We start from the raw sequence: 14,482 nt of genomic DNA on the forward strand, positions 1-14,482 counted from the left end.
CTTACTTTAATTTTTTCAAGATGTTGGCTAATCGTTGATCGCCACCGGCCACCGGCGCCCACTGGTAATGCACCACCGGAATGTCGCTGGTTTGCAGGTCATCGGCGAAGCTGCGCAGCCCGGCGTTGATCACCGCGACGCCGTCCAGCAAGACCGGCCGTTCGCGTTCAGGTGCGGGTAAGATGGGGGTAATCAGCTGATGCGCCAGCGCGACCGCTGCCGGCAGCGACGGCATCACCGCAATGCCGGCTTCCTGCAGGGTGGCGATTTGCCGCGAGCGCTGCTGCGGATCCTGTTCAGTGCCGGTGACGGTGGCGATCGCCGCCAGCGGGTGGGCCGCGCCGCGCGCCGCGCGCACGTTGGCCACCTCGGCCGCCAGCGACGCCGCCGGATCGTCCTGAGCACCGAAGCCGATCACCACGTCCAGCAGCAACACGCCGGTCTGCGGCTGCTGCGCCAGGCGGGCGATTTCTTGATTGCGGGCGGTCGGGTCAATCATCGGGTGCGGGCGCCCCTGGGTATAAAAGTCATCGCCCATGTCGATGATGCGATGGCCGTCGGCCACCAGCATGGCGCCGCGCGGGTGTTCGCTATCCACCGGCAGGGACAATTTTTCCGCCAGCAGCATCGCGCATTCGGCCGCCAGCGTACCGCCGGCGTACAGCCCGGCGATTTTGCCGCCGGGCACCGCAGGCTGCTGCGCCGCCTGTTGCTGCACGCAGCCCAGCATCGCCGCCAGCCGCGCCGCTTCATCCAGCGTGGCGGCGAACGTGATGTTGCCCTCCTGGCGCACGGCGGACTGCGCGCCGAGGAACAGCGCCACCACCGGCTTGCCGAGCGCTTTCATCTCGTCGATCACCCGTTGGCGCACCTCGGGCGCCGGCGGTTTGGACACGAACGCCAGCACAAGACTCTGCGGATCCGCTGCCAGCATGCGCAGCGCGCTGATGGCGCTGATGCCGCCGATCTCCGCCGTCAAATCCCGCCCGCCGAGGCCAATGGCGTGCGAGATGCCCTGGCCTGCCAGGGTAATTTGCGAAATAAGCTCCTGAATGCCGGTGCCGGAGGCGCCCACCACGCCGATAGATCCGGCGGGCGCCACGTTGGCGAACGCCAGCGGCGCACCGGCGATGCAGGCGGTGCCGCAGTCCGGCCCCATCACGATCAGCCCGCGTTCGCGCGCCTTGGTTTTCAGCGCCACTTCCTGCGCCACGCTGACGTTGTCGGAGAACATCATCACGTTGCAGCCGTCTTCCAGCGCGCTATCCGCCAGCTCCGCCGCGTATTCGCCGGCGATCGAGATCAGCGCCAGATTGGCGGCGGGCAGCTTCTGCCTGGCGGTGCGCCAACTGCGCGCCCGCAGCAGTTTTTTACCGCCCTGGCTCCCCTGCGCAATCGCCTTGAGCGCCGCCTCCAGCGCCGCGCCGATCTCCTCGGCGATCGTCTCGTCGGCGGACTCCGCTTTGATCGCCACGCAAATATCGTTCGGCGTCGCTTCGCTAAACTGCGGGTGCCAGAAACCGGTCACCTCCAATAAGGATTTATTGGCCGGTGTCCCCATCATGACGGATATTTCCTCGACCTTGGGAGATTCACTGAGTTTGCGGGAGATCAACATCAGGCTGACGGAATCCTGAAAGCTCCCCTTTTTAATAAAAGCATGGATCATGGTGATATCCTTAAGACAGCATTTAATAATATCGGCAATATTTCCCGCACCGGCGGCGCGGCGATGCATTGAATCCAGCGAAAAGGTTAATGATCAAGCTACAAATTAAAACCACGCCCAGAGGTGAGTACGGTCACACTTTATCTATTGTTAGAAAAAATAACTTAATCGCCTGAATATTAGTTAATCCAGACGGAAAAAAGCATTTGTAAAAAACTTCTAACAATGGCGATTTAATTCAACGAATTTTTAATCCAATCGGATAAAACGCATCTGGATCACATTATTCCCCCCCGGTATTTATACATTACAACGCAGAGGCGAATTAAATAAACCGTAGTGATAAAAGGACTGTATATGAAGGTCTCTAAACAACAATTACATCAGCTTATCCAGCAAAAAATTCACGCCGCCGGCCTGAGCCAGGAACACGCCGGCATCGTCGCCGACGTGCTGGTTCATGCCGATGCGCGCGGCATTCATTCTCACGGCGCGGTCAGGGTCGAATACTATTCCGAACGCATCAGCAAAGGCGGCACCAACAATCACCCGCATTTCACCTTTGAAAAAACCGGCCCCTGCAGCGCCATTTTCGACGGCGACAATGGCGCCGGACACGTGGCGGCCAAGCTGAGCATGGATCGCGCCATCGAGATGGCGAAAGAGAACGGCGTGGCGGTGGTGGGCGTGCGCCGCATCGGCCACAGCGGGGCGCTGTCGTACTTCGTGCAGCAGGCGGCGCGCGCCGGCATGGTCGGCATTTCGCTGTGCCAGTCCGATCCGATGGTGGTGCCGTACGGCGGCGCCGAGGTCTACTACGGCACCAACCCCATCGCCTTCTCCGCACCGGGCGAAGGCGATGAGCTGATCACCTTCGATATGGCCACCACCGTACAGGCCTGGGGCAAAGTGCTGGACGCCCGCTCGCGCAACGCCGCCATCCCCGATACCTGGGCGGTGGACGCCGAGGGCAAGCACACCACCGATCCGTTCGCCGTCAGCGGGCTGCTGCCGATCGCCGGGCCGAAAGGCTACGGCCTGATGATGATGGTCGACGTGCTGTCGGGCATTTTGCTCGGCCTGCCGTTCGGCAAACACGTCAGCTCGATGTATCACGATCTCAGCGCCGGCCGGGAATTGGGCCAATTGCATATCGTTCTGAACCCGGGTTATTTCACCAACGAATCCGCATTCCGTAAAAATATCAGCCAGGTCATGAAAGAATTGAATGCCGTTAAGCCGTCGCCGGGCGTCAGCAAAGTGCTTTACCCGGGGCAGAATAGCCATGCGCGTGAAATGGAAAGCGAGAAAAACGGCATCGAAATCGTCGACGATATTTATCAATACTTAATTTCAAATGCTATTTACCAGCGTTCTTACGACCATAAAGATCCCTTCGCCAGTTAACACACTCTTATTATCGTGGGCTTTTTACGCCGCGGCTCGCGGTTGATATGTCAGAGCCGGGGAGAAAAAAGAAAACCTTCATCAGCGCGCTCAGCGCAATAGGTCGGCCGGCGGCGAATAGCATCAGCCCTGGCCGCATCGCCGCTGAGACACAACATGCGGGCAGGTAAACATGAAAGACTTCCAACAAGAAATCCGTGATATTTCCGGCTGGTTATCGAAAATCGGCGCCGATCCCAGCGGCGGCATGACGCGTCTGCTTTATACCCCGGAATGGATCGAAGCGCAGCACGCGTTGAAAAACGCCTTCGAGGCCGCCGGGCTGAACACCCATTTTGATGCGGTCGGCAACCTGTTCGGCCGACTGGAGGGCAGCAAATACCCCGACCAGGTGATTCTCTCCGGTTCGCACATCGACACGGTGGTCAACGGCGGCAACCTCGACGGCCAGTTCGGTATCGAAGCCGCCTTCATGGCGATCAAACACCTCAAAGACACCTACGGCCCGCCGCTGCGCAGCCTGGAAGTCATCGCGCTGGCGGAAGAAGAAGGCAGCCGCTTCCCTTATGTGTTCTGGGGCAGCAAGAACATCGTCGGCCTGGCCCGGCGGGAAGACGTGCAGCACATTACGGACGCCAAGGGCGTCGGCTTCGTCAACGCCATGCGCGACGCCGGTTTCGATTTCCCCCCGCCGCATCAGCCACTGCGCAGCGACATCGCGGCCTTCGTCGAGATCCATATCGAACAGGGCAAGGTGCTGGAAACCGAAGGCAAAACCATCGGCGTGGTGACCAGCATCGTCGGCCAACGGCGTTATGACGTGCGGCTGCAGGGGGAAGCCAACCACGCCGGCACCACCCCGATGAGCTATCGCCGGGATACCGTGCACGCCTTCAGCCGCATCTGCTGCGAATCGATCGCCAAGGCGCGCGCCGAGGGCGATCCGCTGGTGCTGACCTTCGGCAAGGTGGAGCCGAAGCCGAACACCGTCAACGTGGTGCCGGGCTTCACCCACTTCACCCTCGACTGCCGCCACACCGATCAGGCCGCGCTGCTGCGCTTTACGCAGGAGATCGAGCAGGATATCCAGCGCATCTGCGCCGAGATGGGCATCGAGGCCGAGATCGATCTGTGGATGGACGAAGCGCCGATCCCGATGAACGAACAGCTGGTGGCCTGCGTCAGCCGCCTGTGCGAAACGCAGCGGCTAAATTACCGCATGATGCACAGCGGCGCCGGACACGACTCACAAATCTTCGCCCCGCGCGTGCCGACGGTGATGATGTTCGTGCCGAGCATCGCCGGCATCAGCCATAACCCGGCGGAAAAAACCGCCGTCGCCGATCTGAACGAAGGGGTGAAAATCCTGGCACAGACGCTGTATCAGCTGGCCTACACCGAACAGGGGGCCGAGGCATGAGCAACGACATCGACCCGCGCTACTGGAAAAAGATCGTCGTCGTGCTCTGTCTGGGCTGGACGGTGATCTGGATCTATCGCACCGTCCTGACGCCGATCTTCCCCGAGATCCAACAAACCATCGGCGCGCACTCCAATGCGGAAATGGGGCTGATCGCCAGCTTCTACTTCTTCGCCTACACCGGGATGCAGATCCCGGCGGGCATCCTGGTGGACAAATTCGGCAAGAAGGTGGTGCTGATCCCGGGCTTCTGCCTGTTCATCATCGCCACGCTGCTGATCGGCAATGCTACCAGCCTGACCATGGTCTATGCCGGCAGCCTGCTGGCGGGCATGGGCTGCGGCTCTTATTACGGCTCGGCCTACTCCCTGTCGTCGGAGAATATCCCGCTGGAACGCCGTGGCCTGGCGACCGCGGTGATCAACAGCGGCTCGGCGCTCGGCATGGCCATCGGCCTGATCGCCTCCAGCCTGCTGGTGAAAAGCTTCAACATGAACTGGCAGATCATGCTGTTCATCATCACCGGCCTGCTGGTGGTGATGACGCTGGTGTTCGCCGTGGTCATCAAAGGCTCGCAGCCTCAAGCACCGGCGGCCGTCAGCCAGACCGTTGCGCCGACGGCTGCCGAGCCCGAAGAGGACGGCCAGGCCAGCGGCCTGTTCAGCCTGCGCATGATCTCCGCCTACGCGATGTACTTCGCCACCTGCTACGGCTACTACATGATAGTCACCTGGCTGCCCTCGTTCCTGCAGCAAGAGCGCGGCTTTGAAGGGGTGGCCATCGGCTTCTCCTCCGCCCTGGTGGCGTTCGCCTCGGTGCCGGGCGCGCTGTTCTTCAGCCGCATGTCCGACCGTTTCCGCAACAAGAAGGTGCAGCTGATCATTTTCCTCGAGCTGTGCGCGGCGGTGATGCTGGTTTGCACCGTCATTTCGCCGGACTCCACCATGTTGCTGATCAGCCTGATCCTGTACGGGTTGCTGGGTAAGCTGGCGGTCGATCCGATCATGATCTCCTTCGTCGCCGACAACGCGCCGAAGAAAGGCTATGGCACCAGCTTCGGCGTGTTCAACTTCTTCGGTATGTCCTCGTCGGTGATCGCCCCCTTCCTCACCGGCGTGATCTCCGACAGCACCGGCTCCAAGGTGATGGGCTTTTACATCTCCGCCGCCATCCTGCTGGTGGGCACCGCCATTTTCTTCACCGTCAACGTCTTGATGAAACGCACTACGGCAGCCCGAACGGCCACCGAGGCCTGACGGCGCTTTTTTACCGGGCGCCGCTGCGGCGCCCTTTCAACGATCAGGAGAATCAACGTGGGTTACTTCAACAATCAAACCGGTTATCCAACCGACATTCTGTCAACGCGCGCCATCATCAAACGCGGCAACTATGCGCTGATCCCGCCGAACGGCCTGGTGCGCAACGTCATTCCCGGTTTTGAAAACTGCGACGTCACCATCTTGTCGACGCCGAAACTGGGTGCCACCTTCGTCGATTATCTGGTGACGCTGCACGACTGCGGCCGCAACACCAAAGGCTTTGGCGGCGAAGAGCTAGAAACCTTCGTGTACGTCATCGACGGCGCCATCACCGCCTCCGCCGACGCCACCGACTACCCGCTGACCGCCGGCGGCTACCTTTACTGCCCGGCAGGCGTCACCCTGCGGCTGGAAAACGCCAACGGCGGCCAATCCAGCCGCCTGTTCCTCTACAAGCGCCGCTATCAGCGCATCAAGGGTTACGAGGCGCACGTGGTCAGCAACAACGTCGCCAACCTGGAGAAGATCCACTACGAGGGCATGAGCGAGGTGATCCTGCAGGATCTGCTGCCAAAAGATCTGGGCTTCGACATGAATATGCACATCCTCTCCTTCGCCCCCGGCGCCAGCCACGGCTACATCGAGACTCACGTGCAGGAGCATGGCGCCTACATTCTCAGCGGTGCCGGCGTGTACAACCTGGACAATGAATGGATGCCGGTGAAACAAGGCGACTACATCTTCATGGGCGCCTATGTGCAACAGGCGGGCTATGCGGTGGGCCAGGAAACCTTCAGCTACATCTACTCCAAGGACTGCAACCGCGACGTCGAGCCGTAAGCGCTTCGCCGCCAAAACCAAGGCCACCTGCTCGCGCAGCGTGGCCTTCTTTTTTATTTATCCCAATCGCCTACCGATACGCATCGCGCGGGCGACGTTGGCGGCGCTGCGCTGCAGGTTGAGTTCCCCTTGCGACAGCGCGGCCGCCAGCGAGCTCAGGCGCGGCAGAATGCTGAACATCGCGTCGATCCCCTGCGCGTGCAGCGCTTCCGCCCCGTCCTCCACCACGCCGGCCAGCGCGATGACCGGCAGGCCGCGCGCCCGCGCCAGACGAGCGACGCCGGACAGCGCCTTGCCGCCCAGCGTTTGGCTGTCGATGCGCCCTTCGCCGGTGATCAGCAGATCGGCCTCCGCCAGCGCCTCCTCCAGGCCCAGCGCCGCCATCACGATCTCGATGCCCGGCTTCAGCGTTGCACCGAGAAACACCTGGCAGGCGATCCCCATGCCGCCCGCCGCTCCGCCGCCGGCGACCTGTCGCACGTCGCGGCCGGTACTCTGGCGGATCACCTCGGCATACTGCGTCAGGCCCTGTTCCAACTGCGCCACCATCGCTGCCGTCGCGCCCTTCTGCGGCCCGAACACCGCCGCCGCGCCGCGCGGCCCCACCAGCGGATTGTCTACGTCGCAGGCGACCTCAATCCGGCACTGCCGCAGGCGCGCATCCAGCGTACTGAGATCGATTCCGCTCAGCGTCGCCAGCTCGCCGCCGCCCCACGGCAGCGCCTTGCCGTCCGGGCGGTAGAAGCGCCCGCCCAGCGCCTGCACCATGCCGACGCCGCCATCCACCGTGGCGCTGCCGCCGATGCCGAGGATCAGGTGGCGAATGCCCTGATCCAGCGCATGCAGGATCAGTTCGCCGGTGCCGTAGCTGGTCGCCAGCAGCGGGTTACGGCGCTCCGCCAGCGTCAGCATCAACCCGCTGGCCGCCGCCATTTCGATCACCGCCGTCTTGCCGTCGCCGCTGACGCCGTAAAACGCCGCCACCCGTTCCCCCAGCGGCCCCGTGGCGGTCACGCTCACCTTGCGCCCGCCGGTGGCAGCCACCAGCGCGTCCACCGTGCCTTCGCCGCCGTCGGCTATCGGCAGGCAGACGCACTCGGCATCGGGATAAACCTCGTGAAAGCCGCGCGCGATCGCCCGCGCCGCCCGCTCCGCGCTGACGCTTTCTTTAAATGAATCCGGTGCAATAACAACTTTCATGCTGCCTCCTTTATTCGAGACGAAATAAAAAATGGCCATGCCTTCCCCCGCTGAAATAATCAGATGAGAAATGCATGGCGAAATAAAATAAAACTGTTGCCGACTATTTAATGAAGATGAAGGAAGATGTTATTTATTGACCCATTTCGCCGGCACGCTGTAGGTTAATATCGCCCCCAGTATCATCATTGTCGACAAGAGGCACATCGCCGCCAAATTGCTGTGGGTCAGCTGTTTGAAATAGCCGATGATATAAGGCGAAATAAAACCGCCGATATTGGCAATGGAATTGATGAGCGCAATGCCCGCCGCGGCGCAGGTGCCGGTAAAGATGGCGTTCGGCAGGCTCCAGAACAGCGGCGACGGCACCAGGCTCGACGCCACCGCCACGCACAGCGCCGCCATCACCACGTGCTTGTTGTCCGGGAACAGGCCGATAAAGATCAGCGACACCGCGGCGATACAGAACGGCACGATGATGTGCCAGCGCCGCTCGCGATGCTTGTCCGAACTGCGCGCGGCCACCAGCATCGCCACCACCGCCAGCATGTACGGCAGCATGGTCAGCAACCCGATATCCATCACCGAGGTCACGCCGGTGTCGCGAATGATGGTCGGAACCCAAAACGCCAGCCCGCCCTGGCCCATCACGGTGCAGAAGCAAATCAGCCACATTTTGGTGAACGCGGACGATCTCAGCATGCTTTTCATCGTCCATTCCTGCCCGCCGGCGGCGCCCTGGCGCGGCGCGCTCTGCGCCATATCCTCTTTGATCAGCGCCTTCTCCTGCGGGCTGAGCCACTTGGCGCTCTGATAGGTATTATCCAGGAAACAGAAGATGACGACGGCGATCAGCAGCGCGCGCGGGCCGCTGATAAAGAACAGCCACTGCCAGCCGGAGAGGTTCATCAGGCCGTTCATGTGCTCGATGATCCAGCCGCACAGCGGGCCGCCGATGATGTTGCTGACCGGGATGCCGCACACGAACAGCGCGGTCATCTTGGCGCGCTGGCTGGACGGAAACCACAGCGTCAGATAGAGGATCACGCCGGGGTAGAAGCCGGCCTCCGCCAGCCCCAGCAGGAAACGCGCCAGGTAGAATTGCCAGGGATTGGTGATAAAGATGCTCAGCATCGAAATCGCCCCCCACACCACCATCAGCAGCGCGATGATCTTTCTGGCGCCGTAGCGGCTCAGCAGAATGTTACTGGGTACCCCGGCGATGATATAGCCGATGAAAAACACCCCGGCGCCCAGCCCGTAAACGGCTTCGGCCATCGAGACATTGCCGTTCAGAATATCGGGCATCATTTGAAATTTCGAAAATGAGATCCCAACCCGATCGAGATAACCGACGATATAGCTCACTAATAAAATGGGCATAATGCGCCAGGCGATTTTTCGATATAAACGGTTTTTGTCAGGGGCGGTAAGAATATCTTTATCAATAACAGCATTATCGGTTGCCATATTCAGTGTCTCCTCGGTTGGCATCCTGCTTTTTACTTTTTATTGTGCTGAATCATTTTTTATTGGATTGGCGGGGACCCTCTTTATTTATCATAAAGAGGGCGTTATTAATGTCGAACATCTCTGATTCTAACGATAAGCCGGCAAATCAAATGCCGGGGGTGCTCTTAGCCGGCCACCTGGTGGTTGCCCATGATTTCCAGCGCCCGCACCAGCGCGGAGTGATCCAGCTCTCCGTCGCCATTGGCGGCGCAGACGTTGAACAGCTCCTGGCAGGTGGCGGTATTCGGCAGGCTGAGCGCCAGCGCCTTCGCGCCCTGCAGCGCCAGGTTGAGATCCTTCTGGTGCAGCGAGATACGGAATCCCGGCGCGAACGCCCGCTTGATCATCCGCTCACCGTGCACCTCCAGAATGCGCGACGAGGCGAAACCGCCCATCAGGGCTTCGCGCACCCGGGCCGGATCGGCGCCGGCGCGCGAGGCGAAGACCAGCGCCTCGGAGACCGCTTCGATGGTCAACGCCACGATGATCTGGTTGGCGACCTTGCAGGTTTGCCCGTCGCCGTTGCCGCCGATCAGCGTGATGTTCTTGCCCATCAGCGCCAGCAGCGGCTGCACCCGTTCGAAGGTCGCTTCCTCGCCGCCCACCATGATGGTCAGCGTGCCCTGTTTGGCGCCCACTTCGCCGCCGGAAACCGGCGCGTCCAGGTACTGGGCGCCCAGCTGGTTGATGCGCTGCGCGAACCGCTTGGTCTCCAGCGGTGAAATGGAGCTCATGTCCACCACCACTTTGCCGTTCAGTTTGCCGGCGGCGCAGCCGCGTTCACCGAACAGCACCTCCTCCACCTGCGGCGTATCCGGCACCATGATAAAGATCACCTCCGCCTCATCCGCCACCTGCTGCGGATCGCGGCAGGCGATGGCCCCTTGCTGTAACAGCGCCGCCGGCACCTCATGCCGGGTGTGGGCGTAAAGCGTGTGCCCACCCGCCAGCAGCTTTTCCGCCATCGGCGCGCCCATGATGCCCAGACCGATAAATCCCACTTTCATTTTCATCTCCTCAAGACAGGTATTTTTTAATCCATGACAGGCCGCTTTCCGTGGTGGTGAGCGGTTTGTATTCACAGCCGATCCAGCCGCGATAACCCATGCGATCCAGCTGCGCGAAGATAAACTCGCAGTTGATTTCACCGGTGCCCGGCTCGTGCCGCCCCGGATTGTCGGCGACCTGAATGTGGTCGATCTTCGCCAGCAGGCGCTCAAGGGTCTGCGTCAGCTCTCCCTCCATGCGCTGCATGTGGTAAAGGTCGTACTGCAGATACAGGTTGGGGCTGCCGATCGCTTCGATCAGTTCGATCGCCTGCCGGGAGGTTTGCAGGTAGAACTGCGGCATGTCGTAACGGTTGATCGGTTCGATCAGCAGACGGATATTCTGCCGCGCCAGAGTGTCGGCGGCGTAGCTCAGGTTCTCCTTCACCCGTTCGTCGGTGGCGTGGCGGCCGACGGCGGGATCCGGATTGCCGATCAGGCAGTTGATGCGATCGCAGCCCAGCGCCTGCGCATACTCGATCGCGCGCCCGACGCCGTCGCGGAACTCCGCTTCGCGCCCCGGCAAGCAGGCGATGCCCCGTTCGCCCGCCGCCCAATCGCCGGCCGGCAGGTTGAACAACACCTGGCTCAGGCGATGCGCCTCCAGTTCGCTACGCAGCGCGGCGATCGGGTAGTCATAGGGAAACATGTATTCCACCGCGCTGAAGCCCTGCTCCTTCGCCCGGCGGAAGCGCTGCATGAAATCGACTTCGGTGAACAGCATGGACAGGTTGGCTGAAAATTTCGGCATGGTAAGGCCCTCAACGGTAATCAAAGAAGTTGACCGAGGTCGGCGCGTCTTCCGGCGTTGCCGCCACCGGTTCGAACTCGTTGACGTTATCCAGCTCGGTGCCCATGGAAATATTGGTGACGCGCTCCAGGATGATTTCCACCACCACCGGCACCCGGTGCTGCTGCATCAGCTCCTGGGCCTGACGGAACGCCGGCGCGATCTCTTCCGGTTTGAATACCCGCAGCGCCTTGCAGCCCAGCCCTTCCGCCACCTTGACGTGATCGACCCCGTACTCGCCAATCTCCGCATTGTTGATGTTTTCAAACGACAGCTGCACGCAGTAATCCATATCGAACCCGCGCTGCGCCTGGCGGATCAGCCCCAGATAGGCGTTGTTCACCAGCACGTGGATATAGGGCAGCTTGAACTGTGCGCCGACCGCCAGCTCTTCGATCATGAATTGGAAATCATAGTCGCCCGACAGCGCGACCACCTTGCGCTGGGGATCGGCGGCGCATACGCCCAGCGCCGCAGGCAGCGTCCAACCCAGCGGGCCGGCCTGCCCGGCGTTGATCCAGTGACGCGGCTCGAAAACGTGCAGCATTTGCGCGGCGGCGATCTGCGACAGCCCGATGGTGGTGACGTAGCAGGCGTCACGGCCGAAGGCGCGGTTCATCTCTTCATACACCCGCTGCGGCTTGACCGGCACGTTGTCGAAGTGGGTCTTGCGCAGCAGCGTTTGCTTGCGCTGCAGGCAGGCGGCGCACCAGGCGTCGCGATTCGGCAACTCGCCGCGCTCGAAGCGGCGCTTTGCCGTATCCACCAGCATTTGCAGCGCGATGCGCGCGTCGGAGACGATGCCCAGATCCGGGCAGATCACCCGGCCAATCTGCGTCGGCTCAATATCGATGTGCACCACCTTGCGCCCGGCGGTGTACTTGTCCACCGAGCCGGTGTGGCGGTTGGCCCAGCGGTTGCCGATGCCGAACACCAGATCCGAATCCAGCAGGTTGGCGTTGCCGTAGCGGTGCGAGGTTTGCAGGCCCGCCATGCCCGCCATCAGCGGGTGATCGTCCGGAATGGCGCCCCAGCCCATCAAGGTTGGGATCACCGGCACGTTGCAGATCTCCGCCAGCTGCTGCAGCAGATCCGCCGCGTCGGCGTTGTGAATGCCGCCGCCGGCGATGATCAGCGGTTTTTTCGCCGCGCACAGCAGATCCAGCGCTTTGTCGATCTGCGCCTGGGTGGCCGCCGGCTTATAGGCGGGCAGTGAAGAGTAGGTGTCCGGATCGAACTCGATCTCCGCCATCTGCACGTCGAAAGGCAGGTCGATCAGCACCGGGCCCGGCCGGCCGGAGCGCATCAGGTGGAACGCCTGCTGCAGCACACGCGGCACCAGCGCCGGTTCCTGCACGGTGACCGCCATCTTGGTCACCGGCTTGGCGATCGATTCGATGTCTACCGCCTGAAAATCTTCTTTGTGCAAACGCGCACGCGGCGCCTGGCCGGTGATGCACAGGATCGGGATCGAGTCGGCGGAGGCGGAGTAAAGGCCGGTGATCATGTCGGTGCCCGCCGGGCCGGAAGTGCCGATGCACACGCCGATGTTGCCGGCGGCGGCGCGAGTGTAACCTTCCGCCATGTGCGAGGCCCCTTCCACGTGCCGCGCCAGATAGTGTTTGATGCCGCCGTGCCGCCGCATCGCATCGTAGAACGGGTTGATCGCCGCGCCGGGCACGCCGAACGCGGTGGTGATCCCTTCTTTTTCCAGCACGTGCATTGCCGCGTCTACCGCTCGCATAATTGCCATGTGATGCTCTCCTTAATTTATTGGAAAATTTTTCCAAATTAAAATTGCGGTCAAAAAAACCCGTTTGCTCATCAAACGGGGAGTCTTGCTCCGCGCCGGTTCAGCCCGGCGCGCGACGTTTACGCCTTGCTGCGCGATTCGCCCAGCGCGGCGCTGATATCTCTGGCCACTTCACCCACCAGTTCGCCCAGCTCCTTGAACCGCTCCTTGCCGACCCGCGAACTCGGCCCGGAGATGGAAATGGCGGCGATCACGTTGTTGTTGCGATCGAAAATCGCCGAAGCCAAGCAGTTCAGGCCAAGCGCGTGCTCTTCATCGTCGATGGTGTAGCCCTGCGCCAGCGACTGATGCAGATCCTTGCGCAGCAGGTTCACGCTGGTCAGCGTCTTGGGCGTGTAGGATTGCAGCCCCGAACGCACGATCAGATCCAGCATCTCCTCTTCCGCCAGCGGGTACAGCAGCGCTTTGCCGGCACCCGAGGCGTGCAGCGGCAAACGGCTGCCCAGCGGCGCGCACATGCGCACCATCGCCTGGCACTCGCATTGACGAATCAGCACCGCGTCGAAATTGTTGCGGATCGCCAGGTTGGCGGTCTCGCCGGACAGCAGCATCAGCCGGCGCATGAACGGCCCGGCCACCGATACCACGTCGCGGTCGTTCATGTAAGCGGAACCGACGGTGAACGACTGAATGCCGATATGCCACCAGCCCAGCTGTGGATCCTGAAAGACGAATTCCGATTTTTCCAACACTTTCAACAATCTGAAGGTGGTGGACAGCGGCAACTCCAGCTTTTCGGACAGCACGGAAACCGACGAGCTTCCCCCGGCGTTGGCCAGGTACTGGAGGATCTCCAGCCCGCGATCCAACGCCTGCGCCCCTTTGGTGGCGCCGGCTTCGGTGGCGGGTCGTCCTTTCCTGCGTAATTCGGTCATTCAAGCTTCCTTTGTCAGTAACGGCATGGGTGACGCTATGATAAACGCCCTGCGCGGCGTGCGGCCAGCGCTATGCCAAAACTATGCGATACGGCTCCGGCAAGCGGCTGACCACGCAGTTGTCGGCACCTGCGCGATCGATGGTGAAAAAGTCGGTGACCTTCGCATAGGCAAACAGCGGATGGTGCCAGACATTGCGGTGATAGTTAATCCCCTGCTTGCCGTTGGTGATAAAGGCGCGCAGCGTGCCGATGGGGATGGTTTCGCCCGGTTCGGCGACGATCACCACGAAGCGTTCGCCGTTCATCGGCACAAAGGCCTGCGACGAGAGCGGATGCTTTTCCAACAGGGAAAAGGTCATCGGCAGATCGCAGGGTTCCGCCCGGTTGATGCTGGCCAGCACCCGGTTGCCGTCGGACACCTCTATCTTGGCGAGATCGTGATAACGCTCGGTTTTTCCGTCATTGATATGAAAGAAACGCGAGCCTTCTATCTGCAATACATCGCCGTAAGGCGCAAAGGCCGCCGGCGTTAATTCTTCGATGACTAAATCCATGTGATTCTCCCAAGCGCATGACCCAGACGGCGATTGAACGGCGATATTTCACCCAACGCCTTCACTCTAGACAGCGCGTGGTGAATTTGACAGCA

General features: G+C 61.3%; 12 protein-coding genes. 4 read left to right on the forward strand and 8 right to left on the reverse strand.

Features of this window, described 5'->3' with window-relative positions:
* Position 1 precedes the first annotated feature (1 nt).
* Positions 2-1,669 carry an acyl-CoA synthetase FdrA gene (locus GF111_RS07380; RefSeq protein ID WP_055312590.1) on the reverse strand — a complete coding sequence of 556 codons (1,668 nt, stop codon included), beginning with the start codon at positions 1,667-1,669 and terminating at the stop codon, positions 2-4.
* Between the two features lie 357 nt (positions 1,670-2,026).
* On the opposite strand from GF111_RS07380, the gene allD reads away from it, so the two are divergent.
* The 4 genes from allD to allE all read left to right on the forward strand — a co-directional run bounded on the left by allD (position 2,027) and on the right by allE (position 6,595).
* Positions 2,027-3,076, forward strand: a complete 1,050-nt coding sequence (gene allD, locus GF111_RS07385; RefSeq protein WP_147190688.1) for an ureidoglycolate dehydrogenase — start codon at positions 2,027-2,029, stop codon at positions 3,074-3,076.
* A gap of 172 nt (positions 3,077-3,248) precedes the next feature.
* Positions 3,249-4,496, forward strand: a complete 1,248-nt coding sequence (gene allC / locus GF111_RS07390) for an allantoate deiminase (RefSeq protein WP_047728615.1) — start codon at positions 3,249-3,251, stop codon at positions 4,494-4,496.
* Positions 4,493-5,752, forward strand: coding sequence for an MFS transporter (locus tag GF111_RS07395; protein WP_055316497.1), 1,260 nt, complete (start codon positions 4,493-4,495; stop codon positions 5,750-5,752). Before allC ends, GF111_RS07395 begins: the two co-directional genes overlap by 4 nt.
* 57 nt (positions 5,753-5,809) lie before the next feature.
* Positions 5,810-6,595, forward strand: a complete 786-nt coding sequence (allE, locus tag GF111_RS07400) for a (S)-ureidoglycine aminohydrolase (RefSeq protein ID WP_043146762.1) — start codon at positions 5,810-5,812, stop codon at positions 6,593-6,595.
* A gap of 57 nt (positions 6,596-6,652) precedes the next feature.
* Here the strand turns inward: allE and GF111_RS07405 are convergent, their stop codons facing one another.
* The 7 genes from GF111_RS07405 to GF111_RS07435 all read right to left on the reverse strand — a co-directional run bounded on the left by GF111_RS07405 (position 6,653) and on the right by GF111_RS07435 (position 14,387).
* Complete coding sequence (locus GF111_RS07405) at positions 6,653-7,795, reverse strand: glycerate kinase (protein WP_147190691.1); 1,143 nt, start codon at positions 7,793-7,795, stop codon at positions 6,653-6,655.
* Between the two features lie 129 nt (positions 7,796-7,924).
* Positions 7,925-9,178: an MFS transporter gene (locus GF111_RS07410; protein WP_224217825.1), complete on the reverse strand. Its 1,254-nt coding sequence runs from the start codon at positions 9,176-9,178 to the stop codon at positions 7,925-7,927.
* A gap of 254 nt (positions 9,179-9,432) precedes the next feature.
* Entirely contained in the window at positions 9,433-10,314 is an 882-nt protein-coding gene (gene glxR / locus GF111_RS07415) for a 2-hydroxy-3-oxopropionate reductase (protein WP_047728625.1), read from the reverse strand.
* Positions 10,315-10,324: 10 nt separating this feature from the next.
* Positions 10,325-11,104 (reverse strand): hydroxypyruvate isomerase, encoded by a 780-nt coding sequence (gene hyi, locus GF111_RS07420; protein ID WP_060433748.1) that lies wholly within the window; start codon positions 11,102-11,104, stop codon positions 10,325-10,327.
* Between the two features lie 10 nt (positions 11,105-11,114).
* The gene (gene gcl, locus GF111_RS07425; RefSeq protein WP_033637372.1) at positions 11,115-12,896 is read right to left on the reverse strand and encodes a glyoxylate carboligase; all 1,782 of its coding nucleotides are present in this window, start codon (positions 12,894-12,896) and stop codon (positions 11,115-11,117) included.
* Between the two features lie 119 nt (positions 12,897-13,015).
* Positions 13,016-13,831, reverse strand: coding sequence for an HTH-type transcriptional repressor AllR (allR, locus tag GF111_RS07430; protein WP_038875050.1), 816 nt, complete (start codon positions 13,829-13,831; stop codon positions 13,016-13,018).
* Between the two features lie 70 nt (positions 13,832-13,901).
* A complete protein-coding gene (locus GF111_RS07435) occupies positions 13,902-14,387 on the reverse strand; it encodes an ureidoglycolate lyase (RefSeq protein WP_033647245.1) in 486 nt (161 codons plus the stop codon).
* Positions 14,388-14,482 lie beyond the last annotated feature (95 nt).

It is taken from the genome of Serratia sp. HRI (assembly GCF_010119335.3).
Lineage (GTDB): Bacteria > Pseudomonadota > Gammaproteobacteria > Enterobacterales > Enterobacteriaceae > Serratia > Serratia nevei.

Excerpts from the sequence above, each read along its gene's own strand:
- GF111_RS07380 (WP_055312590.1), bottom strand. The coding sequence starts at position 1,669 with ATGATCCATGCTTTTATTAAAAAGGGGAGCTTTCAGGATTCCGTCAGC.
- allD (WP_147190688.1), top strand. The coding sequence starts at position 2,027 with ATGAAGGTCTCTAAACAACAATTACATCAGCTTATCCAGCAAAAAATT.
- allC (WP_047728615.1), top strand. The coding sequence starts at position 3,249 with ATGAAAGACTTCCAACAAGAAATCCGTGATATTTCCGGCTGGTTATCG.
- GF111_RS07395 (WP_055316497.1), top strand. The coding sequence starts at position 4,493 with ATGAGCAACGACATCGACCCGCGCTACTGGAAAAAGATCGTCGTCGTG.
- GF111_RS07405 (WP_147190691.1), bottom strand. The coding sequence starts at position 7,795 with ATGAAAGTTGTTATTGCACCGGATTCATTTAAAGAAAGCGTCAGCGCG.
- GF111_RS07410 (WP_224217825.1), bottom strand. The coding sequence starts at position 9,178 with ATGCCCATTTTATTAGTGAGCTATATCGTCGGTTATCTCGATCGGGTT.
- glxR (WP_047728625.1), bottom strand. The coding sequence starts at position 10,314 with ATGAAAGTGGGATTTATCGGTCTGGGCATCATGGGCGCGCCGATGGCG.
- hyi (WP_060433748.1), bottom strand. The coding sequence starts at position 11,104 with ATGCCGAAATTTTCAGCCAACCTGTCCATGCTGTTCACCGAAGTCGAT.
- gcl (WP_033637372.1), bottom strand. The coding sequence starts at position 12,896 with ATGGCAATTATGCGAGCGGTAGACGCGGCAATGCACGTGCTGGAAAAA.
- allR (WP_038875050.1), bottom strand. The coding sequence starts at position 13,831 with ATGACCGAATTACGCAGGAAAGGACGACCCGCCACCGAAGCCGGCGCC.
- GF111_RS07435 (WP_033647245.1), bottom strand. The coding sequence starts at position 14,387 with ATGGATTTAGTCATCGAAGAATTAACGCCGGCGGCCTTTGCGCCTTAC.